Annotated in this window: 18 protein-coding genes; 9 read left to right on the top strand and 9 right to left on the bottom strand. The window is 66.8% G+C overall.

Annotated elements, in window-relative coordinates:
- Positions 1-43: 43 nt before the first annotated feature.
- Genes VIM12_RS14980 through VIM12_RS15000 form a run of 5 tightly spaced genes read right to left on the bottom strand, consistent with a single transcriptional unit; the run spans position 44 to position 5103 of the window.
- The gene (locus tag VIM12_RS14980) at positions 44-1243 is read right to left on the bottom strand and encodes an ABC transporter substrate-binding protein (RefSeq protein WP_331942462.1); all 1200 of its coding nucleotides are present in this window, start codon (positions 1241-1243) and stop codon (positions 44-46) included.
- Positions 1244-1296: 53 nt separating this feature from the next.
- Complete coding sequence (locus tag VIM12_RS14985) at positions 1297-1881, bottom strand: amino acid synthesis family protein (protein WP_331942524.1); 585 nt, start codon at positions 1879-1881, stop codon at positions 1297-1299.
- A 29-nt stretch (positions 1882-1910) separates the two neighbouring features.
- A complete protein-coding gene (locus VIM12_RS14990; RefSeq protein WP_331942463.1) occupies positions 1911-2522 on the bottom strand; it encodes an amino acid synthesis family protein in 612 nt (203 codons plus the stop codon).
- Between the two features lie 60 nt (positions 2523-2582).
- Positions 2583-3497, bottom strand: a complete 915-nt coding sequence (locus VIM12_RS14995) for a UPF0280 family protein (RefSeq protein WP_331942464.1) — start codon at positions 3495-3497, stop codon at positions 2583-2585.
- Positions 3498-3507: 10 nt separating this feature from the next.
- Positions 3508-5103: a 6-hydroxynicotinate reductase gene (locus VIM12_RS15000; RefSeq protein ID WP_331942465.1), complete on the bottom strand. Its 1596-nt coding sequence runs from the start codon at positions 5101-5103 to the stop codon at positions 3508-3510.
- A gap of 137 nt (positions 5104-5240) precedes the next feature.
- Between VIM12_RS15000 and fdxA the strand changes: the two genes are divergently transcribed.
- The 4 genes from fdxA to VIM12_RS15020 are packed head-to-tail and all read left to right on the top strand — an operon-like array spanning position 5241 to position 8293.
- Positions 5241-5564 carry a ferredoxin FdxA gene (gene fdxA, locus VIM12_RS15005; protein WP_331942525.1) on the top strand — a complete coding sequence of 108 codons (324 nt, stop codon included), beginning with the start codon at positions 5241-5243 and terminating at the stop codon, positions 5562-5564.
- Between the two features lie 38 nt (positions 5565-5602).
- Positions 5603-6376 carry a ferredoxin--NADP reductase gene (locus VIM12_RS15010; protein ID WP_331942466.1) on the top strand — a complete coding sequence of 258 codons (774 nt, stop codon included), beginning with the start codon at positions 5603-5605 and terminating at the stop codon, positions 6374-6376.
- Positions 6377-6407: 31 nt separating this feature from the next.
- On the top strand, positions 6408-7082 hold the full coding sequence (locus tag VIM12_RS15015) for a TetR/AcrR family transcriptional regulator (protein WP_331942467.1): 675 nt from the start codon (positions 6408-6410) through the stop codon (positions 7080-7082).
- 17 nt (positions 7083-7099) lie between these two features.
- On the top strand, positions 7100-8293 hold the full coding sequence (locus tag VIM12_RS15020) for an amidohydrolase family protein (RefSeq protein ID WP_331942468.1): 1194 nt from the start codon (positions 7100-7102) through the stop codon (positions 8291-8293).
- Between the two features lie 45 nt (positions 8294-8338).
- Here the strand turns inward: VIM12_RS15020 and VIM12_RS15025 are convergent, their stop codons facing one another.
- Positions 8339-9523 carry an acyl-CoA dehydrogenase gene (locus VIM12_RS15025; RefSeq protein WP_331942469.1) on the bottom strand — a complete coding sequence of 395 codons (1185 nt, stop codon included), beginning with the start codon at positions 9521-9523 and terminating at the stop codon, positions 8339-8341.
- A 131-nt stretch (positions 9524-9654) separates the two neighbouring features.
- On the opposite strand from VIM12_RS15025, the gene VIM12_RS15030 reads away from it, so the two are divergent.
- The gene (locus VIM12_RS15030) at positions 9655-10578 is read left to right on the top strand and encodes a LysR family transcriptional regulator (protein ID WP_331942470.1); all 924 of its coding nucleotides are present in this window, start codon (positions 9655-9657) and stop codon (positions 10576-10578) included.
- 98 nt (positions 10579-10676) lie between these two features.
- Here VIM12_RS15030 and VIM12_RS15035 read toward each other — a convergent pair whose 3' ends face one another.
- The 3 genes from VIM12_RS15035 to VIM12_RS15045 form a co-directional block, all read right to left on the bottom strand.
- A complete protein-coding gene (locus tag VIM12_RS15035) occupies positions 10677-10883 on the bottom strand; it encodes a hypothetical protein (protein WP_331942471.1) in 207 nt (68 codons plus the stop codon).
- A gap of 98 nt (positions 10884-10981) precedes the next feature.
- Positions 10982-11863, bottom strand: a complete 882-nt coding sequence (locus VIM12_RS15040; protein ID WP_331942472.1) for an RNA polymerase sigma-70 factor — start codon at positions 11861-11863, stop codon at positions 10982-10984.
- 60 nt (positions 11864-11923) lie between these two features.
- Entirely contained in the window at positions 11924-12382 is a 459-nt protein-coding gene (locus tag VIM12_RS15045; protein ID WP_331942473.1) for a carboxymuconolactone decarboxylase family protein, read from the bottom strand.
- 422 nt (positions 12383-12804) lie between these two features.
- On the opposite strand from VIM12_RS15045, the gene VIM12_RS15050 reads away from it, so the two are divergent.
- Genes VIM12_RS15050 through VIM12_RS15065 form a run of 4 tightly spaced genes read left to right on the top strand, consistent with a single transcriptional unit; the run spans position 12805 to position 20561 of the window.
- Positions 12805-15060, top strand: a complete 2256-nt coding sequence (locus VIM12_RS15050) for a TonB-dependent hemoglobin/transferrin/lactoferrin family receptor (RefSeq protein WP_331942474.1) — start codon at positions 12805-12807, stop codon at positions 15058-15060.
- 31 nt (positions 15061-15091) lie between these two features.
- A complete protein-coding gene (gene cobN / locus VIM12_RS15055) occupies positions 15092-19168 on the top strand; it encodes a cobaltochelatase subunit CobN (protein ID WP_331942475.1) in 4077 nt (1358 codons plus the stop codon).
- Positions 19165-20070 (top strand): ChaN family lipoprotein, encoded by a 906-nt coding sequence (locus VIM12_RS15060; RefSeq protein WP_331942476.1) that lies wholly within the window; start codon positions 19165-19167, stop codon positions 20068-20070. The genes cobN and VIM12_RS15060 overlap by 4 nt, the downstream gene beginning before the upstream one ends.
- Positions 20067-20561, top strand: a complete 495-nt coding sequence (locus tag VIM12_RS15065) for a MotA/TolQ/ExbB proton channel family protein (protein ID WP_331942477.1) — start codon at positions 20067-20069, stop codon at positions 20559-20561. Before VIM12_RS15060 ends, VIM12_RS15065 begins: the two co-directional genes overlap by 4 nt.
- Positions 20562-20563: the final 2 nt, after the last annotated feature.

Here is a 20563-nt window from a genome sequence, read left to right on the forward strand (position 1 = left end):
CGGAGGAATGGAAGGCGGCGCCGGCGGCCGCCTCACTGGTCGGTCAGGGCGCCGGCCGAAGCTTGGCCACCGTCGCGGCGTCGGGCAGGACCGTGGCGCCGTCGACATAGCGGTAGTCGACCATCACGCCCTTGCCGCCTTCATTCTTGGTGCGGCCGACGTAGGCGCCCATGGTGGACTGGTGGTCTTCGGGACGGTAGACGACATTGCCGAAAGGCGTGCTCACCTGCAGTCCCTCGAATGCCTTGACCAGCTTGTCGGTCTCGGTCGACTGTGCCTTCTTGATGCCGGCGGCGAGCGACTTGATCGCGCTGTAGCCGACCACCGAGCCGAGGCGCGGATAATCCTTGAACTTCGCCTCGTAGGCCTTGCGGAACGCGTCATGCTCCGGCGTCTTGATGCCGTACCACGGATAGCCGGTGACCACCCAGCCGTTCGGGCTTTCGTTCTTCAGCGGGTCCATGTATTCCGGCTCGCCGGTCAGCAGGCTGACCACCTCGCGCTTCTCGAACAGGCCGCGGGTGTTGCCCTCGCGGACGAACTTCGAGAGATCGGCGCCGAACAGGACGTTGAAGATGGCGTCCGGGCGGGCATCGGCCAGCGCCTGCACGACGCTGCCGGCATCCACCTTGCCCAGCGGCGGCGCCTGTTCGGCGACGAACTCGACATCCGGCTGCGCTTCCTTGAGGAGCTTCTTGAAGGTGGCGACCGAGGACTGGCCGTACTCGTAGTTCGGATAGACCAGCGCCCAGCGCTTCTTCTTCATCTTGGCGGCTTCCGGCACGAGCATCGCCACCTGCATGTAGGTCGAGGCCCGCAGGCGGTAGGTGTACGGATTGCCGTTCTCCCACACGATCTTGTCGGTCAGCGGTTCGGCGGCCAGGAAGAAGAACTTGCGCTGCTTGGCGTAATCGGTCAGCGCCAGCCCCACGTGCGAGAGGAAGGAGCCGGTCAGCACATCGACCCGCTCGCGCGACACCAGCTCATCGGCGGCGCGTACCGCATCGCCGGGATTGCCGTTGTCGTCGCGGATCACCAGTTCGAGCTTCTTGCCGTTGACGCCGCCCGCGGCATTGACCTCCTCCACCGCCAGTTCGAGGCCCTTGCGGTATGGCTCCAGAAACGCGGGCTGCGCCTTGTAGCTGTTAATCTCGCCGATCTTGATCACGTTCTGCGCGTAGGCGCCGCTGCCGACGGCGAACAGGACCGCGGCGGCGGCCAATCTCCTGGAAGTCTTGATCATGTTGCACTCCTTGGTTATGGGACTGATGACCTGGCTTGGGGCTTGGCAGGGGATTAGCGCAATCCGTCCTCGCCTTTGATCTCGTGGGATTGCAGCCCTCCCACCCGGGGCAACGGCCGGCCGCTGTCGGTAACGACAACGGCGACGACGATCTCGTTGGCGCGCGGCGCATCGGCCACGCGCGCTTCCATGGCATCGAAGTGGCTGCGCACGAAGGCGGCATCCTTGTGCCCCAGCGGCACATCGATGGCGCTGCCGACGCCACCCTGCTTCTTGCTCGAGGGGACCAGCGCGGCGCCGCGGCTCACCGCCTGCCGCAGCGGCGCGCCCAGCTTCGGATGCAGGATCGCCGCCGCGTGCTCGAGCTCGCCGGCCTCGCCGACGATGGCCGCCTTGCCGTAGCTCTGCGCCTGTTCGGGCGCAATGCCGAGCGCCTCCACGCAGCGCTTGCCGAGCAGTCCGCCGAGTTCCTCGCCGATGGCGATCAGCTCGTCCAGCGCTTCCACGTAGCGGCCGGCGCACGGGTTCTCGATCACCGCCATCGCCAGCGCCCGTCGCGTCGGCGGCTGCACCGCCCTGCCCATCTCGGTCATGGTCTCGTCGACCTGCACAACCAGCTTCCTGATGTTTGCCGCCATTGCTGTCTCCTCGATGTCCGGCGTGCCGCTCAGCGCAGCCCGTCCCATTTGCTTATTTCCGACGCCTGCAATCCTCCCACCCGCGCATGCACCCGCGCGCCGGTGCTCATCGCCAGGATCACCACCATTTCGCCGCAGCGCGGGGCGCCGGGCACGCGGGCCTCGATGGCGTCGAAGTGGCTGCGTACATAGGAGGCGTTGATATGGGTAATCGGCACGTCCAGGGTGGCGCCGGGACCGGCGACCTTCTTTGTCGACGGCACGATGGCCAGGGCGTTGCCCTTGCGGCCGGCAGCGGCGTCCTCGCTCCATCCCAGCAGCTCACGCATCGCATAACCGCCGGGGACGTGCCACAGCGCGCCGTGCTCGATCTCGCCGTCGGCGCCGACGATGGCGCCCTTGCCGTAGGAGGAGATGCCTTCGCGCGGCACCCCGATCCGTTCGAGCAGGCGGCGCCCGAGCATCACGCCCACCTCATTGAGCGCTTCCATCATCGGCAGGATGTCGGGCTCGTAGCGGCCGGCGTAGGGATTGGTCAGCACCGCCGCGATGTAGCCGCGGCGCAGGGGCTGCGCCGGAGCAGGACCGAACTCGTGGAAGATGTCTTCGACATGGTTGAAGATGCGGCGTATCTCGATCATGCGCTTGTCCTTGTTCTTGTTTCTGTTTTCAGATGCATCAAGCCGGCCAGCACGGCAATCCTAATACGAAAGCGCGCGGACGGCATTCGTGCGCTGCCGCAGAGACACCGGCACGGCCGGCGCCGGACCGACGCCCAGCTGCAGCATGTGCCCCTGGCAGGCAAGCACGGCAGCATGGATCAGCCCCTCTTCCTGCAATTCGCGTGCCCGTGCATGCCCCGCAATCAGCGCGCGCAGTGCGAGCGCCGGGCCAAGCGGTGGCACGTTGACGGTGACCGGCAGCGCGCCGAGGTCGGTGTCGTCCTTGAGTTCATTGGCCGGCCGCCGCAGGATACGGGGATCGTCGACGTTCACCGCGTTGGCGATCACGGTTGCGGCGGCGTCCGCCTGCGCCGCGGTAGTCGCCAGCACGGTGACGCTGTCGGCGATCCCGAGCGAGAAGCTGCGCCCCTTCCAGCCGCTGGTGGCGACGCCGCGTGCCGGCGAGGCGGTGTCGATGTCGATCCAGCCGTCGGTCTCCAGCGCGCCGTGTGCGGCCTCCGCGGTGCCGGCGTCGATATCGGTGCAAATCCCGACCCGATAAGAAGCGTCTGCACTCAAGTGGAACGCGATGTCGCCGCCGTTGTTGACCGACGCGCGCGCAATGCCCGGGCCGCGGTAGCAGGCCAGGATTTCTTCCGCCACCGCGCCGGCGACGGCCGCCATCGGCGTGATGAAACCGGCCCGGTACGGGAAACACGCTTCCCACATGCGCCTGGCAACCGTGCCTCGCGGCGGGCAGGCTTCGGTCACCGGCGCGCGCAGCAGCGGCAGCTCGGCGACCAGCTCCGGCAGGACGGAGACGAAACGCCGCCAGGCGTCGGCATGCGCCCGGTTGACCGCGTCGAGCGGACCGTCGGCCTGGATCACAAGGTCGATCGGACCGTGCGAGAAATGCAGGCGTCCGTCGGGGAGCGATGCGCAGTGGGGTGCCATGATGGTCCGCTCAGCCGAGTACCGGACCGTTGTCGGCGGGCCAGCCGTTCTGTGCCGGTTGCCTTTCCCAGCGCCGGGCGGGAGGCGCGCCGTCGTTATGCCACGCCCCCGTCTCCAGCACCGACGGCAGCTGCCGCACATGGTCCATGTGGCCGCCCAGGGCCGCATAGTCGGTCAGGCGCATCGTGAATTCGATGGGGGCGACGATGGCCGGGGTCGGGACGGTGCCGAAGCTGTTGTCCGGCATGCGCATGACGTCCGCCATGACGGTGATGCCGCCGCCCGGCCAGACGTAGGCGGGCGCGCCGCCGCAGGTGACGTTGACCAGCGCGCGCTTGATCGCCTGGGTCAGCAGGACCGGGTTCTCGGTGACACCGGCGCGCAGGCTGCCGCCGGCGCCGCCGAGGAAGAGCACGGTGGTGACCGAAGGTTCGCAGTTCTCGCCAATGCGGACCACCACCCTTGCCACCTCCGGCGGCATGTCCTGGCGCACCGGGCGCAGGTCCTGGTCCAGCACGAACCAGGCGGCGTGCTCGCCGGTGGTCGAGGTCAGCAGCAGCCGCAGGCCGGGCCAGGCTACGGCGGCGTCCCAGCCTTCGATGATGGTCAGGGGGTCGACGAGGTCGGTCCCGCCCCAGCCGGTGCCGGGATTGGCAACCTGGAAGTAGCGGCCCGGCGTCGACTTGCGCCCGCGCATCTTGATGCCGGACGGGCGGATATCGAGGCAGCGGCCGGCCTGATGCTCGGTGAAGACGCCGGTGATGTGGTCGTCGACCACCACCACCTCGTCCACCTTGCCGTAGAGCTGCTTGGCAAAGATGCCGATGGTGGCGGAGCCGCAGCCGACCCGCATGCGCTGCTCCTCGATGCCGTTGACGATGGGCGCGCGGCCCGCCTGGATGAGCAGCTGGGAGCCGCCGTCGATGGTCAGCTCGGCGGCCTTCTTGTTGCCGAGCAGCGCCATCATCTCCAGCGTCATCCGGCCCTCTTTCTTGCTGCCGCCGGTCAGGTGGTGCACGCCGCCGAGCGACAGCATCTGCGAACCGTACTCGGCGGTGGTCACATGGCCAACCACCTCGCCGCGGTAACGCACGTTGGCCTGTTCCGGACCGAGGTAGCGGTCGGTGTCGATCTTCACCTTGAGGCTGCAGTAGCTGAAGATGCCCTCGGTGACGACGGTGACCATGTCGACGCCGCGCACCGGCGCCGAGACGATGAAGGGCGCGGGTTTGTAATCGGGATAGGTGGTGGAGGAGCCGACGCCGGTGACGAAGATCTCGCCGGCGTGCAACAGGTCGCCGTTCCAGGATTCCCGCACCGCCGGCAGCGGCGCCGGCTGCGTACGTCCGGCGAAGGGGATGACCGCGGCGGCGGGGTCTTCCAGCGTCTTGCGCATGAACAGCACGGGATCGACGCGGACCAGGGTGCCGTCGACATTGGCGTAGCGGTCGCAGGCGCCGGAACGGCCGGCGGTGATCTGGCACAGGACCGGACAGGCGTTGCATTCAATCTTGTCGCTTGCCATGCGCTCGCTGCGCTGCCTGGCCCGCTCCAGCACCTGCGGCTCGTATTCCGCCAGCCCGTCGGTCTTCGTGTGTTCCGTCATGACGCCAACCCCCTGTAGAGATGCACATCGACTGCAATCACGCGAATGTAGTGTAGGCTACATTTGAGTTTAGTGTACACTACATTTTCGTTTAGTGTATACTACATTGACGATTTGCCCTGGCACCGGGAGGAATGATGACCCACGTGGTAACCGAAGCCTGCATCCGCTGCAAATACACGGACTGCGTCGACGTCTGCCCGGTCGACTGTTTCCATGAAGGTCCGAACTTTCTCGCCATCGACCCCGACGAATGCATCGACTGCGCGGTCTGCGTCGCGGAGTGCCCGGTCAACGCCATTTATGCCGAAGAGGACGTACCGCCGGACCAGGCGGCGTTCATTGCGCTCAATGTCGAACTGGCACAAATATGGCCGGTCATCGACAATTCCCGGGGCGGCCTGCCCGATGCTGACGACTGGAAGGACAAAACAGGTAAGCTATCGGCCCTGGAGCGCTGAAAGCCGCCTTTTTATTAGTCTTTTATAAACGGAAAATTATGAGTGCAATGCACGAAGAACGCGTCCTGAGTGTGCATCACTGGACGGATCGCCTGTTCACCTTCACCACCACCCGCGATCCCGCGCTGCGGTTCAGCAACGGCCATTTCACGATGATCGGGCTGCGCGTCAACAACAAGCCGCTGCTGCGGGCGTACAGCATCGTCAGCGCCAACTACGAGGAACACCTGGAGTTCCTGAGCATCAAGGTGCCGGACGGTCCGCTGACCTCCCGCCTGCAGCATATCCAGGTCGGCGACACCATCATCGTCGGCCGCAAGCCGACCGGCACGCTGCTGATCGACTACCTCCTGCCCGGACGCCGCCTGTACCTGCTGTCGACCGGCACCGGCCTGGCGCCGTTCATGAGCATCATCCGCGACCCGGAGACCTACGAGAAGTTCGAGCAGGTGGTCCTGGTGCACGGGGTGCGCCAGGTCGACGAGCTGGCCTACCACGACGTGCTGATGGAGCATCTCCCCAACCATGAATTCCTCGGCGAGCTGGTGACCAGCAAGCTGCGCTACTACCCGACGGTGACCCGCGAGCAGTACCGCAACATGGGCCGCATCACCGACCTCATCAGCACCGGAAAACTGTTCACCGACCTCGGCACCCCGCCGCTGGACCCGGCGGCCGACCGGGTGATGATCTGCGGCAGCCCCGGCATGCTGCGCGACCTCAAGCGCATGCTGGAAGAGCGCGGCTTCAAGGAAGGCAATACCTCGACACCGGGCGATTTCGTGATCGAGCGCGCCTTCGCCGAGCAGTAGAGCGCCGATGACCGCTCTCCTCCGCTGAACGATGGCGATCCGGCCCGCACGCAAGGCAAGCAACGGCGCCGTCCGGCCCCGCACCCGGGAACTGGCGGCGCAGGCCACGCAGGACAGCATCCTGCGCGCCGCCACGCGGGTGTTCGCCAAGCACGGGTTTGCCGGCGGCCGCATCGAGCAGATCTCGAAGGCGGCGAAGTCGCACGACCGCATGATCTATTACTACTTCGGCAGCAAGGAAGCGCTGTTCATCGCGGTCATCGAGGACACCTACCGCCGCTTCAACGACGCCGAGTCCAAGGTGGTCCTGAAGCTTGACGATCCGGTCGAGGACCTGAAGACGCTGGTGCGGTTCATGTGGACCTACTACCAGCAGAATCCGGAGTTCATCACCCTGCTCAACAGCGAGAACCTGCACCGCGGACGGCACATATCGAAGTCGATGCGCGCGCGGGAATACTCGTCGCCGGCGATCTCGGCCATGGCCGGCGTGCTGGCCCGCGGCGCCGAACGCGGCGTCTTCCGCAAGGATCTCCGCGCCCGCGACATCTACCTGATGAGCGCGGCCCTGGCCTACTTCTATCTTTCCAACCGTTTCACCCTGTCGGCGTTCCTTGGCGAAGACCTGGACGCGCCGGAATCGCTCGCCTATTGGGAGGAATTCATCACCGCCGCCATGGTGCGGCAGGTGATGGCGCAGGTTTGACCAACAAGGAGGAAGTCATGGCAGACGCAAGCGGCACCCAGCAGTCCGGCAAGGTCGTCATCAGGAACATCGGCCTGATGCTTTCCGGCGACATCGACCGTCCCATCCTCGATGCCGACACCATCGTGATCCGCGACGGCCTGATCGTCTCGGTAGGCAAGGAGGCCGACTCCGATACCGGCCAGGCGGACACCGTCATCGACGCCCGCCGCACCTGCGTCGCGCCCGGCCTGATCGACAGCCACGTGCATCCGGTGTTCGGCGACTGGACGCCGCGGCAGAACCAGCTCGGCTGGATCGATTCGACCATGAACGGCGGCGTCACCACCATGATTTCGGCCGGCGAGGTGCACCTGCCGGGCCGGCCGAAGGACATCGTCGGGCTCAAGGCCCTGGCCATTACCGCCCAGCGCGCCTTCGACAATTTCCGGCCTGGCGGGGTCAAGGTGCTGGCGGGTGCGCCGGTCATCGAAAAAGGCATGACCGAGCACGACTTCAAGGAGCTGGCGGAGGCCGGCGTCAAGCTGCTCGGGGAAGTTGGCCTGGGTTCGGTCAAGGCCGGCGAGGAGGCGCAGCAGATGGTGGCATGGGCGCGCAAGTACGGCATACAGAGCACCATCCATACCGGCGGCCCGTCCATTCCCGGGTCGGGGCTGATCGACAAGGACGTGGTGCTGGAAGCCGATGCCGACGTCATCGGTCACATCAACGGCGGCCATACCGCCCTGCCCGAGGCGCATGTCTGCGCGCTGTGCGAGCAGTCGAAGCGGGCGATCGAGATCGTCCACAACGGCAACGAGAAGATCGCGCTGGCGGCGGCGCGCGCGGCGCTCGAACTCAAGTGCCCGCACCGGGTGATCCTCGGCACCGATGGGCCGGCCGGATCGGGCGTGCAGCCGCTCGGCATCCTGCGCATGGTCGCCATGCTGTCCAGCCTGGCGAACATTCCTGCCGAGCTGGTGTTCTGCTTCGCCACCGGCAACACCGCCCGCATCCGGCAGCTCAATTGCGGCCTGATCGAACCGGGACGCGCGGCGGACTTCGTCTTCATGGACAAGGCCCAGCATTCCGCTGGCCGCGACCTGCTCGACAGCGTCGGGCTCGGGGACATTCCGGGCATCGGGATGGTGATGATCGACGGGATCGTGCGCTGCGGCCGCAGCCGCAACACGCCGCCGGCGACCGAGATCCCGGTGGTGCTCGGGCACTGACGGGCGGTCGCGAGGCGAACGGGCCGGGAAGCCGGCCCGTCGCGGTCAGTTGGAGAAAGCCGGGATGCCGGTGATGGCGCGCCCAAGGATCAGCGCATGGACGTCGTGGGTGCCTTCGTAGGTATTCACCACCTCCAGGTTGACCACGTGGCGGATGACGCCGAACTCGTCCGAGATGCCGTTGCCGCCTAGCATGTCGCGCGCGGTGCGGGCAATGTCGAGCGCCTTGCCGCAGGAATTGCGCTTCATCATCGAGGTGATCTCCACGGCGGCGGTGCCAGCGTCCTTCATCCGTCCGAGCTGCAGGCAGCCCTGCAGGCCGAGGGTGATGTCGGTGAGCATGTCGGCCAGCTTCTTCTGGATCAGCTGGTTGGCCGCCAGCGGCCGGCCGAACTGCTTGCGGTCGAGCACGTACTGGCGCGCCGCCTGGTAACAGAACTCCGCCGCGCCGAGCGCGCCCCAGGCGATCCCGAAACGGGCCGAATTGAGGCAGGTGAACGGGCCCTTCAGGCCGCTCACGCCGGGCAGCATGTTTTCCTCGGGGCAGAACACCTCGTCCATCACGATCTCGCCGGTGACCGAGGCGCGCAGACCCATCTTGCCGTGAATGGCGGGCGCGCTCAGGCCCTTCCAGCCCTTCTCCAGGATGAAGCCGCGAATGAGGCCGTCGTCGGTCTTGGCCCAGACCACGAACACGTCGGCGATCGGGCTGTTGGTGATCCACATCTTGGCGCCGCTGAGCGCGTAGCCGCCGGCGACCTTGCGCGCCCGCGTGACCATGGAGCCGGGATCGGAGCCATGGTTGGGTTCGGTCAGGCCGAAGCAGCCTACCCATTCGCCGCGCGCCAGCTTGGGCAGGTATTTCTGCTTCTGCGCCTCGCTGCTGAATTCGTTGATGGGCACCATCACCAGCGACGACTGCACGCTCATCATCGAGCGATAGCCGGAGTCCACCCGCTCCACCTCGCGCGCGATCAGGCCGTAGGAAACATAGTTGAGGCCGGCGCCGCCATACTGCTCCGGAATGGTCGCGCCCAGCAGGCCGAGCTCGCCCATCTCGCTGAAGATCTCGCGGTCGGTGCGCTCATGGCGGAAGGCTTCCAGCACGCGCGGCATCAGCTTGTCCTGCGAGTAAGCACGGGCGCTGTCGGCGACCATGCGTTCCTCGCTCGTGAGCTGCGTGTCCAGCAGCAGCGGGCTTTCCCAGTTGAATACGGCTTTTTCGGTCATGATTTTCATCCTGTGCACTTCAAGATCGTGGTTTACTGCGTGGCCACCATACTAAGAGACTGGGACGGCGGACGACAACCGAGAATTCCGTATAGGTTTGTGCGAAAATCGCACTTCAAGACGGAGGACGCATGCGGCGCAGGATACCGAGCACAGGGGCGCTGGTGGCATTCGAGGCCGCCGCCCGGCATGAAAGTTTCACCAAGGCGGCGGCGGACCTGGCGTTGACCCAGAGCGCGGTGTGCCGGCAAATCGCGGGACTCGAGGCTTACCTCGGCGTGGCGTTGTTCCGCCGCACCCGGCACGGGGTGAAGCTGACCGAGGCCGGCGAGGGTTTCAGCCGGCAGGTCGCGTCCCGGCTGGACGCGATCGAGCAGGACACGCTCGGCATCATGGCCAGCCATGGACGCGGCGCGACACTGCAACTCGCCGTGGTGCCGACCTTCGCCACCCAGTGGCTGCTGCCGCGGCTGCCGCATTTCATGCGGGCCCATCCCGACATCACCGTCAACCTCACCACCCGCACCCGCCCCTTCCTGTTCGAGGAGACGACGTTCGACGCGGCCATCCAGTTCGGCGAAGGCAGCTGGCCTGGCACCGACGCCCGGCACCTGATGCGCGAGCATGCCGTGCCGGTCTGCAGTCCTGCCCTGCTGCGCCGGATCAGCCGCAGCGGGAAGCCGGTGACGCCGCAGGAAGTGGTGCGCCTGCCGCTGCTGCAGCAGGAAACCCGCCCCTACGCCTGGCGCAACTGGTGCGAATCGGCCGGGGTGGACGGCGGCAACCCGCTCGCCGGCCCGCGCTTCGAGCTGTTTTCAATGCTGGCCCAGGCCGCCCGACATGACATGGGCGTCGCGCTCATCCCCGCCATGCTGATCGAGGAGGACCTGGCGGGCGGGCGACTCGTCGTCGCCTGCGCGCACAGCCACCGCAGCGCCCATGCCTATCACATCGTCTTCCCCGAACGGAAGGCGGAATCCGCGGCGCTGCGGCTGTTTATCGACTGGTTGTGCCTGCAGGCGCAGTCCTACCGCGCGGCGGCCGGACTCGAGTAACAGGCTGCGGGGAGCGCGAGGCGAGGCGAGACTTTTCGCCGGTGTCTGCGTCGGCACGGGCACGGGCGTGTGCGCGACCTGCACACAGCCGGCAGCAATCATGCCTCGCGGCCAGGCGCCGGCCCGCTTCGCGCCGGCGTGAGCAGTTCGAGCAGGCGGATGTTGAGGCGCGCGTTCGCGCGGTGGTAGTCGGCCCATTCGGCGTCGGTGCCGGCACGCGTGATCTCCATCCGCGTGTCCCTGTGCAGGGCATCGCGCAAGGCTTGCAGTTCGTGCGGGAACAGGTGGTTTGCCAGGGACTGCATGACATTCTCCATTTTCAGACTTTCATTCATACGGCTCGCCGCGCGACGCTCCCCTGCTGGGATGAGCATGCCTCGCGGCGGCGGCCTGCCAGGAAGCTTCAGGGCAAGGCGGGGATCGCGTTGAGTTTTTCCGGATTGCGCATGGTGTAGATCGCGACGACGCGCAGGCCGTCGGTGACGAACGCCTGCGCCGACTCGATGCGGCCGTCGACATAGCGCAGCAGGCCCGGCTCGCCGTTGATGCGCGCAATCCGGTACTCCAGCGACCTTCCGTGCCGCAGATGGACGGCAAGGTACAAGTGAGAGATACGGCGGCCGCCGGAGATGATTTTCATGAAGGACGCGACCTTGCCGCCGCCGTCGCTCACGATCGTCGCGTCGTCGGCCAGGAGCGCCTGCAGTGCGACGTGGTCGCCGCTGCGCGCCGCCTGCAGGAAGCGTTCGAGTACGCCGCGGTGAAGGTCGGCGGGCACCTTGAACCGCGGCGCCTCCTGCTTCACGCGCTGCGTCGCCCGGTGCACCATCTGGCGGCAGGCGGCTTCGCTCTGGTCGAGGATGGGCGCCATGTCCTTGTAGTCCAGGTCGAACGCCTGCCGCAGCAGGAATGCGGCGCGCTCCTTCGGGGTCAGGCGCTCAAGTACCCACATCAGCGCAACCGACAGGTCGCTGGCGAGTTCCGCCGCCGCTTCCGGAGTGCGTTCTTCGATCTCCACGAGCGGCTCGGGTAGCCAGTAACCGACATAGGCTTCCCGCTGAGCCCTCGCCGTCCGCAACCGGTCGATCGCCATTCGGGTCACGACGGCGACCAGCCAGGCTTCGTCCGACTGCACGGCATCCCGATTGACGCCGCTCCAGCGCAGCCAGGCGTCCTGCACCACGTCTTCGGCGTCGGCCCGGATGCCCAGCATGCGGTAGGCAACCGCGAACAGGCGGGGGCGCAGCTGCGCAAAACGGCCAGGGTCGTGCGATGCGTCGGTCATGGAAGATGCACTCCGGATGGTTCGGTCAGTCGGCAACGCGTGGACGCAAGGCGGCCGCGCCTACAGGATGACGGTCGATTTCGGGACCGGCTGCCGGAAGCTGATCGCCATCCGGTTCCAGGCATTCATCAGCGCGGATGCAAAGCCGAGATCGGCAATCTCCTGGTCGGAAAAGTGCGTGGTCAGCGCCTCGAAAACCGCGTCGGGAACGGCGCCGTTCTCCAGCCGGGTGACGGCCTCCGCCCAGGCCAGCGCGGCACGCTCGGGGGCGGAGTAGAAAGCCGTCTCGCGCCACGTGGACAGGCTGTTGACCCGCTGCCAGTCTTCGCCCATCTTCAGCAGGTCGCGCGCGTGCTTGTCGATGCAGAAGGCGCAGCCATTGATCTGGGAGATCCTCAGGAAGACCAGCAGGATCATCTGCCTGCCCAGCGTGGATTGCTCCAGCGCCGTTTCCGCGCTGGCAAAGGCGCGGTAGGCGACGGGGGACAGGGAATGATAGGGAATGCGAAGAGACGACACGTTGGGTTCCTTTCAGGGTATGCCGAAGCAAAACGTCATCGGCACCTGCTAGACGTTTTAGCCATCGCCGCTGTGACATCGCGTGGCGCCGCATCGGGCTCCCGTCCCCCTCGCTGCTTCCCACGCGAGCGGTCGCCCGCCCGTCTTTTCTTGCCGGCGGCATCGGCCAGCCGCCGGTCGCGCTGCCGCGCTGCTGCGCGGGAAGATGCAGGAAGACGCGCTTTCGCGGGTTGGACAGCCCGGCGGCCGACGCACTTCGCAAGGCAAAACTGTTGCAAATTGTAAATCGTGCGCTATAATCAAATAAGAATCATTCGCGTTTAAGAGAAGATTCCTTCCGTCTCACGGCCTACATCCCTAGCCATCCAATCGACCGCCACTGGGTGTATTTCATCTTTTGACTGTCCTATTGGAGCTACTGTATGCCACTCGGCTTGCGTGTACGGCCATTGGCGGCTGCCATCGCCGCCCTGCCTTTCCCTATTCTGCTTTCTGCCAACGCTGCCGCGGAGCCCGCGACGGCGCCCGTCACGGCCGCCGCACCGCATGCCCTCGGCACCGTCATCGTCACCGCCAACCGGGTGGAGCAGGAAGCCGACGAGGTCGCGGCCACCGTCACGGCAATCACCGACGAGCAGATCGCGCGTGAGATGCCGGTCGATGTGCAGGACCTGCTGCGGCATGAAGCAGGCGTCTCCGTGCGCGCCCAGCCGAACCGTTCCTCGGGCGTGTTCCGCGCGACCGGCCGCGCCGGCAACGAAGGCATCAACATCCGCGGCCTGGAAGGCGACCAGGTGCGCTTGCAGGTCGACGGCGTGCGCCTGCCCTCGACCTATGCCTCCGGTCCCTATGCGGCGGGCAGGGCCGACTACATCGACGTCGAGGCATTCAAGCGGGTAGAGATCCTGCGCGGCGCCTCGTCCACCCAATACGGCAGCGACGGCCTGGCCGGCGCGGTCAGCTTCCTGACCAAGGATCCGGCCGACCTGCTCACCCTGGGGAAGGACACTCAGTTCGCGCTGAAGACCGGCTACCACGCGATCGACAACAGCTGGTCGCTGGTGCCCAGCTTCGCCACCCGCGGCGAGATGGTGGAGGCGATGGTGCTCGCCACTTCGCGCCGGGGGCACGAATCGAAAACCGGCGGCGACAACGACGTGGAGAACATCAACCGCACCACGGCCAATCCGGCGGATGTGAAGTCGGACTACCTGCTGGGCAAGCTGCTGTTCAAGTTCAACCGCAACCACAAGCTCAAGCTGACCGCGGAGAACCTGGAACGCGACAATCGCACCCGGGTGCTCACCTTCTTCGGCGATCCGTTCGCGGCGGCAGGACTGAACGACGTCAAGGTGCGCGAGGACATCAGCCGGCAGATGGTCAAGCTGGACTACAGCTACCTCGATACCGCCAACCGCCTGTTCCAGCGCGCCGACTTCAGTCTCTACAACCAGCAATCGAAGAACCGCCAGCTGGGCTTCGAAGGCAGGACCGCGGCCAGCGGATGGAACACCCGCACCCGGGATACCGAATACAGCGAGGACGTGACAGGCGGCAGCGTGCAGTTCGAGAGCAACTTTGGCAGGGACATCAGCCATCGCCTGATCTACGGATTCGATACCTCGATGACCAACGTGGACTCGATGAAGGAAGGCGCGAACCTGCGCAACGGCGTGCCGCTTACCGGCGCCGCCGGCTTCGCCCCCAACAAGAGCTTCCCCGATACCGACTACCGCCTGTCGGGCGCCTTCATCCAGGACGAGATCGGCATCGGCAACCTCGTGCTCGTGCCCGGCCTGCGCTATGACGAGTTCAAGCTGACGCCGCATCCCGATGCCCTGTATGCGGTCACCAACGCCGCGGCGCCGTCGACGCTGTCGGACAACGCGGTGTCGCCGAAACTGGGGGCGATCTGGAAGCTGTCACCGATGGTCAACCTCTTTGCACAGTACGCCCACGGCTTCCGCGCGCCGGCGCCGTCGCAGGTCAACGGCGGCGTCACCAACCTGACCGCCAGCCAGCCCTACACCTCGATCGGCAATCCGGCGCTCAAGCCCGAGACCAGCGATTCCTTCGAGCTCGGCTGGCGCGGCAGAACCGACACCGTGCGCTACAGCGCGAGCGTCTTCCAGGGCAAGTACAAGGACTTCATCGCCAGCAATGTCCGTGTCGGCGGCAGCGGAACGACGGCCGACCCGATCGTCTACCAGTCGGTCAACCTGTCGGATGTGAAGATCCGTGGCTTCGAGCTGCGCGGCGAATGGAATTTCATGCGCAACTGGACGCTGCTGGGCAGCTACGCCCATGCGCGCGGCGATCAGACCACGGAGGGGACGCGCACGCCGCTGGAGACCATCGACCCGGACAAGTTGCTGCTCGCGCTGCGCTTCGACAGCGAGCGCTTCGGCGGCCAGGCGACCGTCACCGCGGTGGAACGCAAGAGCCGCAATCCGCATCCCGCCACCACCTTCACGCCCGGCGGCTACTCGCTGCTCGACCTGACCGCCTGGTACAACATCAGCAGGAACGCCACCATCAACATCGGCATCTTCAACCTGCTGGACAAGAAGTACTTCCTCTGGTCGGACGTGCGCGGGCTCGATGCGCTGACGCCGGGGCTCGATGCCTACAGCCAGGCCGGCCGCAACGCCAGCGTCAGCTTCCGGTACCAGTTCTGACCATAACCATGCACAGGAACGGCAAAAGATCATGACACGCACTGCGCATCGTTACCTCCACAGGCCCCCGGCCCTCCCGCTGCCGCTGTTACTCCGGCGCGGGCAGTGGTTCGGCTGGTGTTGTGGTCTCCTTGCCGTCCTGGCATCGCTCGTCTGCGGCGCCGCCCAGGCGGCATCGGTCCTGGTCGTGACGAGCAGTCCGGTGGCGCCGGGCAAGTTCCGGATGCTGGCGGAGTTCGCTTCCCCGCACGGCATCCGCATCGAGGCGCACTATGTGGAAAAACTGCCGGCGGAAGTCGATGCCGGCCTGTTCCGCGGTGCCGACCTGGTGCTGTTCGACGCGCCGCGCGATCATATCCGCGACGCCATCCGGTCCAGGCTTGCGAAAGCGCTGCCCGGCATGCGCGCGCCCGCCATCTGGATGGGCACCGCGCGCGCCGAATCGAGCGGGCTTCCGGATGCCCTGGCCGCGCGCTTGCACGCGTACTACGTCAATGGCAGCAAGGCCAATTTCCAGCGGATGTTCCAGGTGCTCGGTGCGCATTTCGCCGGGCGGCCCTGGACATCCGTCGCGCCGCCGATCGTGTTCCCGAAATCCGCCGTCTACCATCCGGCGGCGCCGGAAGTCGTTTTTTCCGGCGCTGCGGACTACCTGGCCTGGAAAGCAGTCGATCCGGCGCGTCCCCGGCCGGTGATCGCGATTGCCATGCACCAGCAATACGTGAGCGCGGAACAGACCGCCTTCATCGACGACCTGATCGCGCGCATCGAGCGTGCAGGTGCATTGCCGCTCGCGTTCTACAGTCCGGTGATGGAGGCCGACGCGATGCGGACCATCCTGGCGCCGGAGGGCAAGGTCGTCGCGGACGTCCTGATCAACACGCAGATCATGCTCAATCCCGAGGGCCGCAGGAAGGAATTCGAAAGCATGGGCATACCGGTGGTACAGGCCATGCCCTACCGCAAGGGGGATGCCGCCGCATGGCAGGCCGATCCCCACGGCGTGGCGCTGATGGATGTTCCCTTCTACCTCGCGCAGGCGGAGTATGCCGGCGTCACTGACATCATGATTGCCGCCGCCACCAGCCAGCGCGACGACCAGGTCGTGCCGATCGCGCCCCAGGCGGCGGCGGTGGTCGGCAAGGCGATGAACCTGGTGCGCCTGCAGCAGAAGCGCAACGCCGACAAGCATGTCGCCGTCCTGTTCTGGAATTACCCGGCCGGTGAAAAGAACCTCTCCGCGTCCTACATGAACCTGCCGAAGAGTCTCGACGCCACGCTTGCGGCGCTGAGGGAGGCCGGCTACGCCACCAGCACGCCGGGCGCCGAGCAGCTCACGCGCCAGCTGCAGCGACTGCTGGCGCCGGCCTACCGGCCGCCGGAGGACAATGCCGCCCTGGAGGCCCTGATCGCGGACGGGCTGGCCGAACTCCTGCCGGTGGCCGAATACCGCGCATGGGTCGCCACGCTGCCGGCGGCGGTGCAGGATTCGATGCGCAGGGACTGGGGCGATCCCGCAAGGTCGACCATGGTGGTCCGGCGTGGCGGTCAAGCCTACTTCGCCATTCCGCGCCTCAAGTTGGGCAATGTCGTGCTGATGCCGCAGGCGCCGCGCGGCGAACGCGGCGCGGACAAGGAAAAGGCGCTGTATCACTCCGCCACCGTCTCGCCGCCGCCGTTCTACCTTGCCAGCTACCTCTGGCTGAGGAAGACCTTCGGCGCCGATGCGCTCATCCACTACGGGACGCATGGCACGCAGGAGTGGTTGCCGGGCAAGGAGCGCGGACTGTCGGTGCATGACTATCCGCTGCTGGCCGTCGGCGACGTGCCGGTGATCTATCCCTACATCGTCGACAACGTGGGGGAAGCGACCCAGACCAAGCGTCGCGGGCGCGCGGTGACGCTGTCGCACCAGACACCGCCCTTCGCGCCGGCGGGCCTGCATGCGGCGCTCACCCGCATGCACGACCTCCTGCATGAATGGCTGGCGCAGGACGACGGCCTGGTCAGGCAGAAGCAGCAGGACGCGCTGTTGCGGCTGGTGCGCCAGGAACGCATCGACAAGGACATGGGCTGGAATGAAGACCGCCTCCGCGCCGATTTCCCCGGTTTCGTCACGGCGCTGCACGATCACCTGCACGAGCTGGCCAGCAGCGCGCAGCCGGTTGGCCTGCACACCTTCGGCAAGGGCACGGAAGAAAAATGGCGCCTCGCCACGGTGATGATGATGCTCGGGAAGGACTACTGGGAAGCGGCGGCCGCGCCCGGCGAAGAAGCGGATGAAGTCCTGGCGACCGACTACCGCCGGCTGGCGGAGACCTCGCCGTTCAGGCTGCTCAGGCGCCACGTCGTCGAGGGCGCGCCGGACGGTGATTTGCCTCCGTCGCTGCGGGGCTTCATCGACAAGGGCCGGGAATGGTATGCCGCCCTCGGCGCCGAGGGTGAACTGCGCGGCTTGCTGGCGGCGCTCGATGGTCGCTACATCCCCACGTCCTACGGCGGCGATCCGATCAGGAATCCCGATGCGCTGCCGACCGGACGCAATCTCTATCCGTTCGATCCGTCCCGCATGCCGACCCGCGCCGCCTGGGAAGCCGGCAAGACGGCGATGGAGCAGCTGATCGCCGCGCATGTGAAGCAGACCGGACGTGCGCCGCGCAAGCTCACGTTTTCGCTCTGGTCGGTCGAGACCATGCGCCACCAGGGCATGCTGGAGGCGCAGGCGCTGTGGGGACTGGGCGTGGAACCGGTATGGGACCAGGGCGGGCGCGTGGTGGATGTGAAGCTGGTGCCGCGCGGCGCGCTGAAGCGCCCCCGCGTGGACATCGTGCTGTCCGCCACCGGCCTCTACCGGGACCACTTCCCCAACCTCATGAAGCACCTGGCCAAGGCAGCGCAGCTGGCCGCCGAAGCGGACGAGCAGGACAATCCCGTCGCCGCCAATGCCCGTGACATCGGCAACAGGCTGCTGCAACAGGGCTGGCCCCGCCAGGCCGCGATCAATGCCGGCAAGACGCGGATCTTCGCCTCCGAATCGGGCAAGTACGGCACCGGCCTGGACGACGCCGCGCTGGCGACCGACACCTGGGACACCCGCGCCGAAGGCGACCGCAAGCTCGCGCAGCTGTACCTCTCGCGCATGCAGTTTGCGTACGGCCCCGACGAGGCCGACTGGGGCAAGAGCGCGCAGGAGCTCGGCAATGGCAAGCCGGGCAACCTGTACGCGGACCACCTGAAGGGCACGGAAGGCGCAGTCCTGTCGCGCACCTCCAACCTGTACGGCATGCTGACCACCGACGACCCGTTCCAGTACCTCGGCGGCATCGCGCTGGCGGTGCGCGCGCTGGACGGCAAGGCGCCGGCGCTTTACATCGCCAACCTGCGGGAGGCCGGCGCCGGCAAGGTGGAGGGGGCGGCGCAGTTCCTGGCCAGGGAGCTGGCGACCCGCAACTTTCACCCCGGCTACATCGAGGGCCTGATGGCGGAAGGCTACGCCGGGACGCTGCAGATCCTCGACAGCATGAACAATTTCGCCGGGTGGACGTCGGTGGCGAGGGAGATCGTGCGCGACGACCAGTGGCAGGAATTCGCCGATGTCTACGTGCGCGACAAGCACAGGCTCGGCCTGAAGGAATGGTTCGAACGCGAGAACCCGCATGCGCTGGCCCAGACCATCGAGCGAATGCTGGAAGCCGCCCGCCACGGCGACTGGAAGGCCGACGAGGCGACCGTGGCGGAACTCAAGGCCCGTTATCGCGATCTGGCAAGGCGCTATGACGTCCGCACGGACAACGCGAAGCTGGCCGCCTACGCCGGACTTCCCGGATTCGGGACGGCAGCCGGTACCCCGCCCCGGACGACGCAGCCGCCGGCGCCCGCCACGCCGGCCGCCGCCGCGTCTGCGCCGGCCCCGGCGCCGGAGAAGCAGCCGGACGAACCGAAAGCGCCTGCAGCGCCGCAGACCGTCTCCGGCATGAAGCTTGAAAGAACCCCGCAGCAGGACGTGGTGGAAACCCTGGGCACGATGCTCGCCTCCGCCATTGCCCTGATCATATTGATTCCGCTCATCGGCGCCTGGCGCCAGTGGAGAAAGGTGCCTTCAGCATGAAAATCAAGCGCAGCCTGTTGTTCATCTGCATGCTGGTCGCGGCCGCAGGCGCCGCAGCCCAGTCCCCGCATCCGCTCGACGGACGCATATGGGATACGCGCAGCAGCAGTTTCATCAGCGTCGAGAGAGCCCATGAACAGGCCGCCGCGAGCCGGCATCTTCTGCTTGGCGAAAGGCATGACAGCGAGATCCATCACCGGCTGCAACGCGACGTCCTGCAGGCACTGGCGCAGAAGGGGCGCCGGCCGACGGTAGTCATGGAGCAGTTCGACCGCGAGCACCAGCCGGCGCTGGCCGCGGCGCAGGCCGCCGGCATCGCCGACGCCGAGGGCCTGGCCGATGCCGGCAAGCTGGATCGGAAGGCCTGGCGCTGGCCGATGTACAAGGACCTCATCGGGTTCGCGGCGGCGCGCGGATGGCCGCTCGCCGCGGGCAATCTGTCACGCGCCGATGCCAGGGAAATCGCGACGGGCCGCCGCCAGCCGGCGCTTCCGGAGATCGGCGCCGCGGCTGTCGCGGCACTGGAAGAGGACATCGTCAGCGGACACTGCGGGCACCGGCCTCCGCCGGACCGGCTGGCGTCGATCGTGCTGGCACAGCGCGCGCGCGACGCCGTCATGGCCGATGCGCTCGAGGCCAGCGCCGCCCCCACGGTGCTGATCGCGGGCGCCGGACATGTGCGGCGCGACCGGGCGGTGCCGCGCTACCTGAAGGATGGCAGGGGCGTGCTCGCGATCGCCTACGTCGAGACGGTCGAAGGCAAAAACGCGCCCGGCGCCTATGACGGCGCCGGTTTCGACCTGCTCTGGTTCACGCCGGCGACCCGGCGGGACGATCCCTGCAGCCGCCCGCTCACCGGCACGGTTGCCTCGCATCCCCCCATCGCAAAGGAAAAACCATGATCCAGTCTTCCACCATCGAGCTGCTGATGTACCAGATCGGCCAGCTGTTCCTGCTGCCCGTGCTGCTGCTCGTGGCGGCAATGTTCGCCTACTCGCTCTATGCGCTCGGCGGGTTCCTGCTGCAGACGCTGCAGCGCCGCCGGCGCGGGCCGCAACTGGTGGGCTTCCCCCTGCTGCAGCATGTGCAGGCCAATGCCGCGGCCTCGCTGGACGAACTCGACCTGCTGGCGCACAAGCTGCTCGAGCCGTCGCGCATCGCCAGCCGGGTCGCACCGATGCTTGGCCTGATCGGGACCATGATTCCGATGGGTCCGGCGCTGAAGTCCCTGACCGAAGGCAAGCTATCGCAGGTGTCGAGCAACCTGACAGTCGCGTTCTCGGTCGTGATCATCGCGCTGATTGCCGCCAGCATCACCTACTGGATCGCCAATGTCCGCCGCCGCTGGCTGGCCGAGGAGATCCTCGAAGTCCAGAAAGCGAGGACGGCATGAGC

The sequence above is a fragment of the Noviherbaspirillum sp. genome, assembly GCF_036563305.1.
GTDB lineage: Bacteria > Pseudomonadota > Gammaproteobacteria > Burkholderiales > Burkholderiaceae_D > Noviherbaspirillum.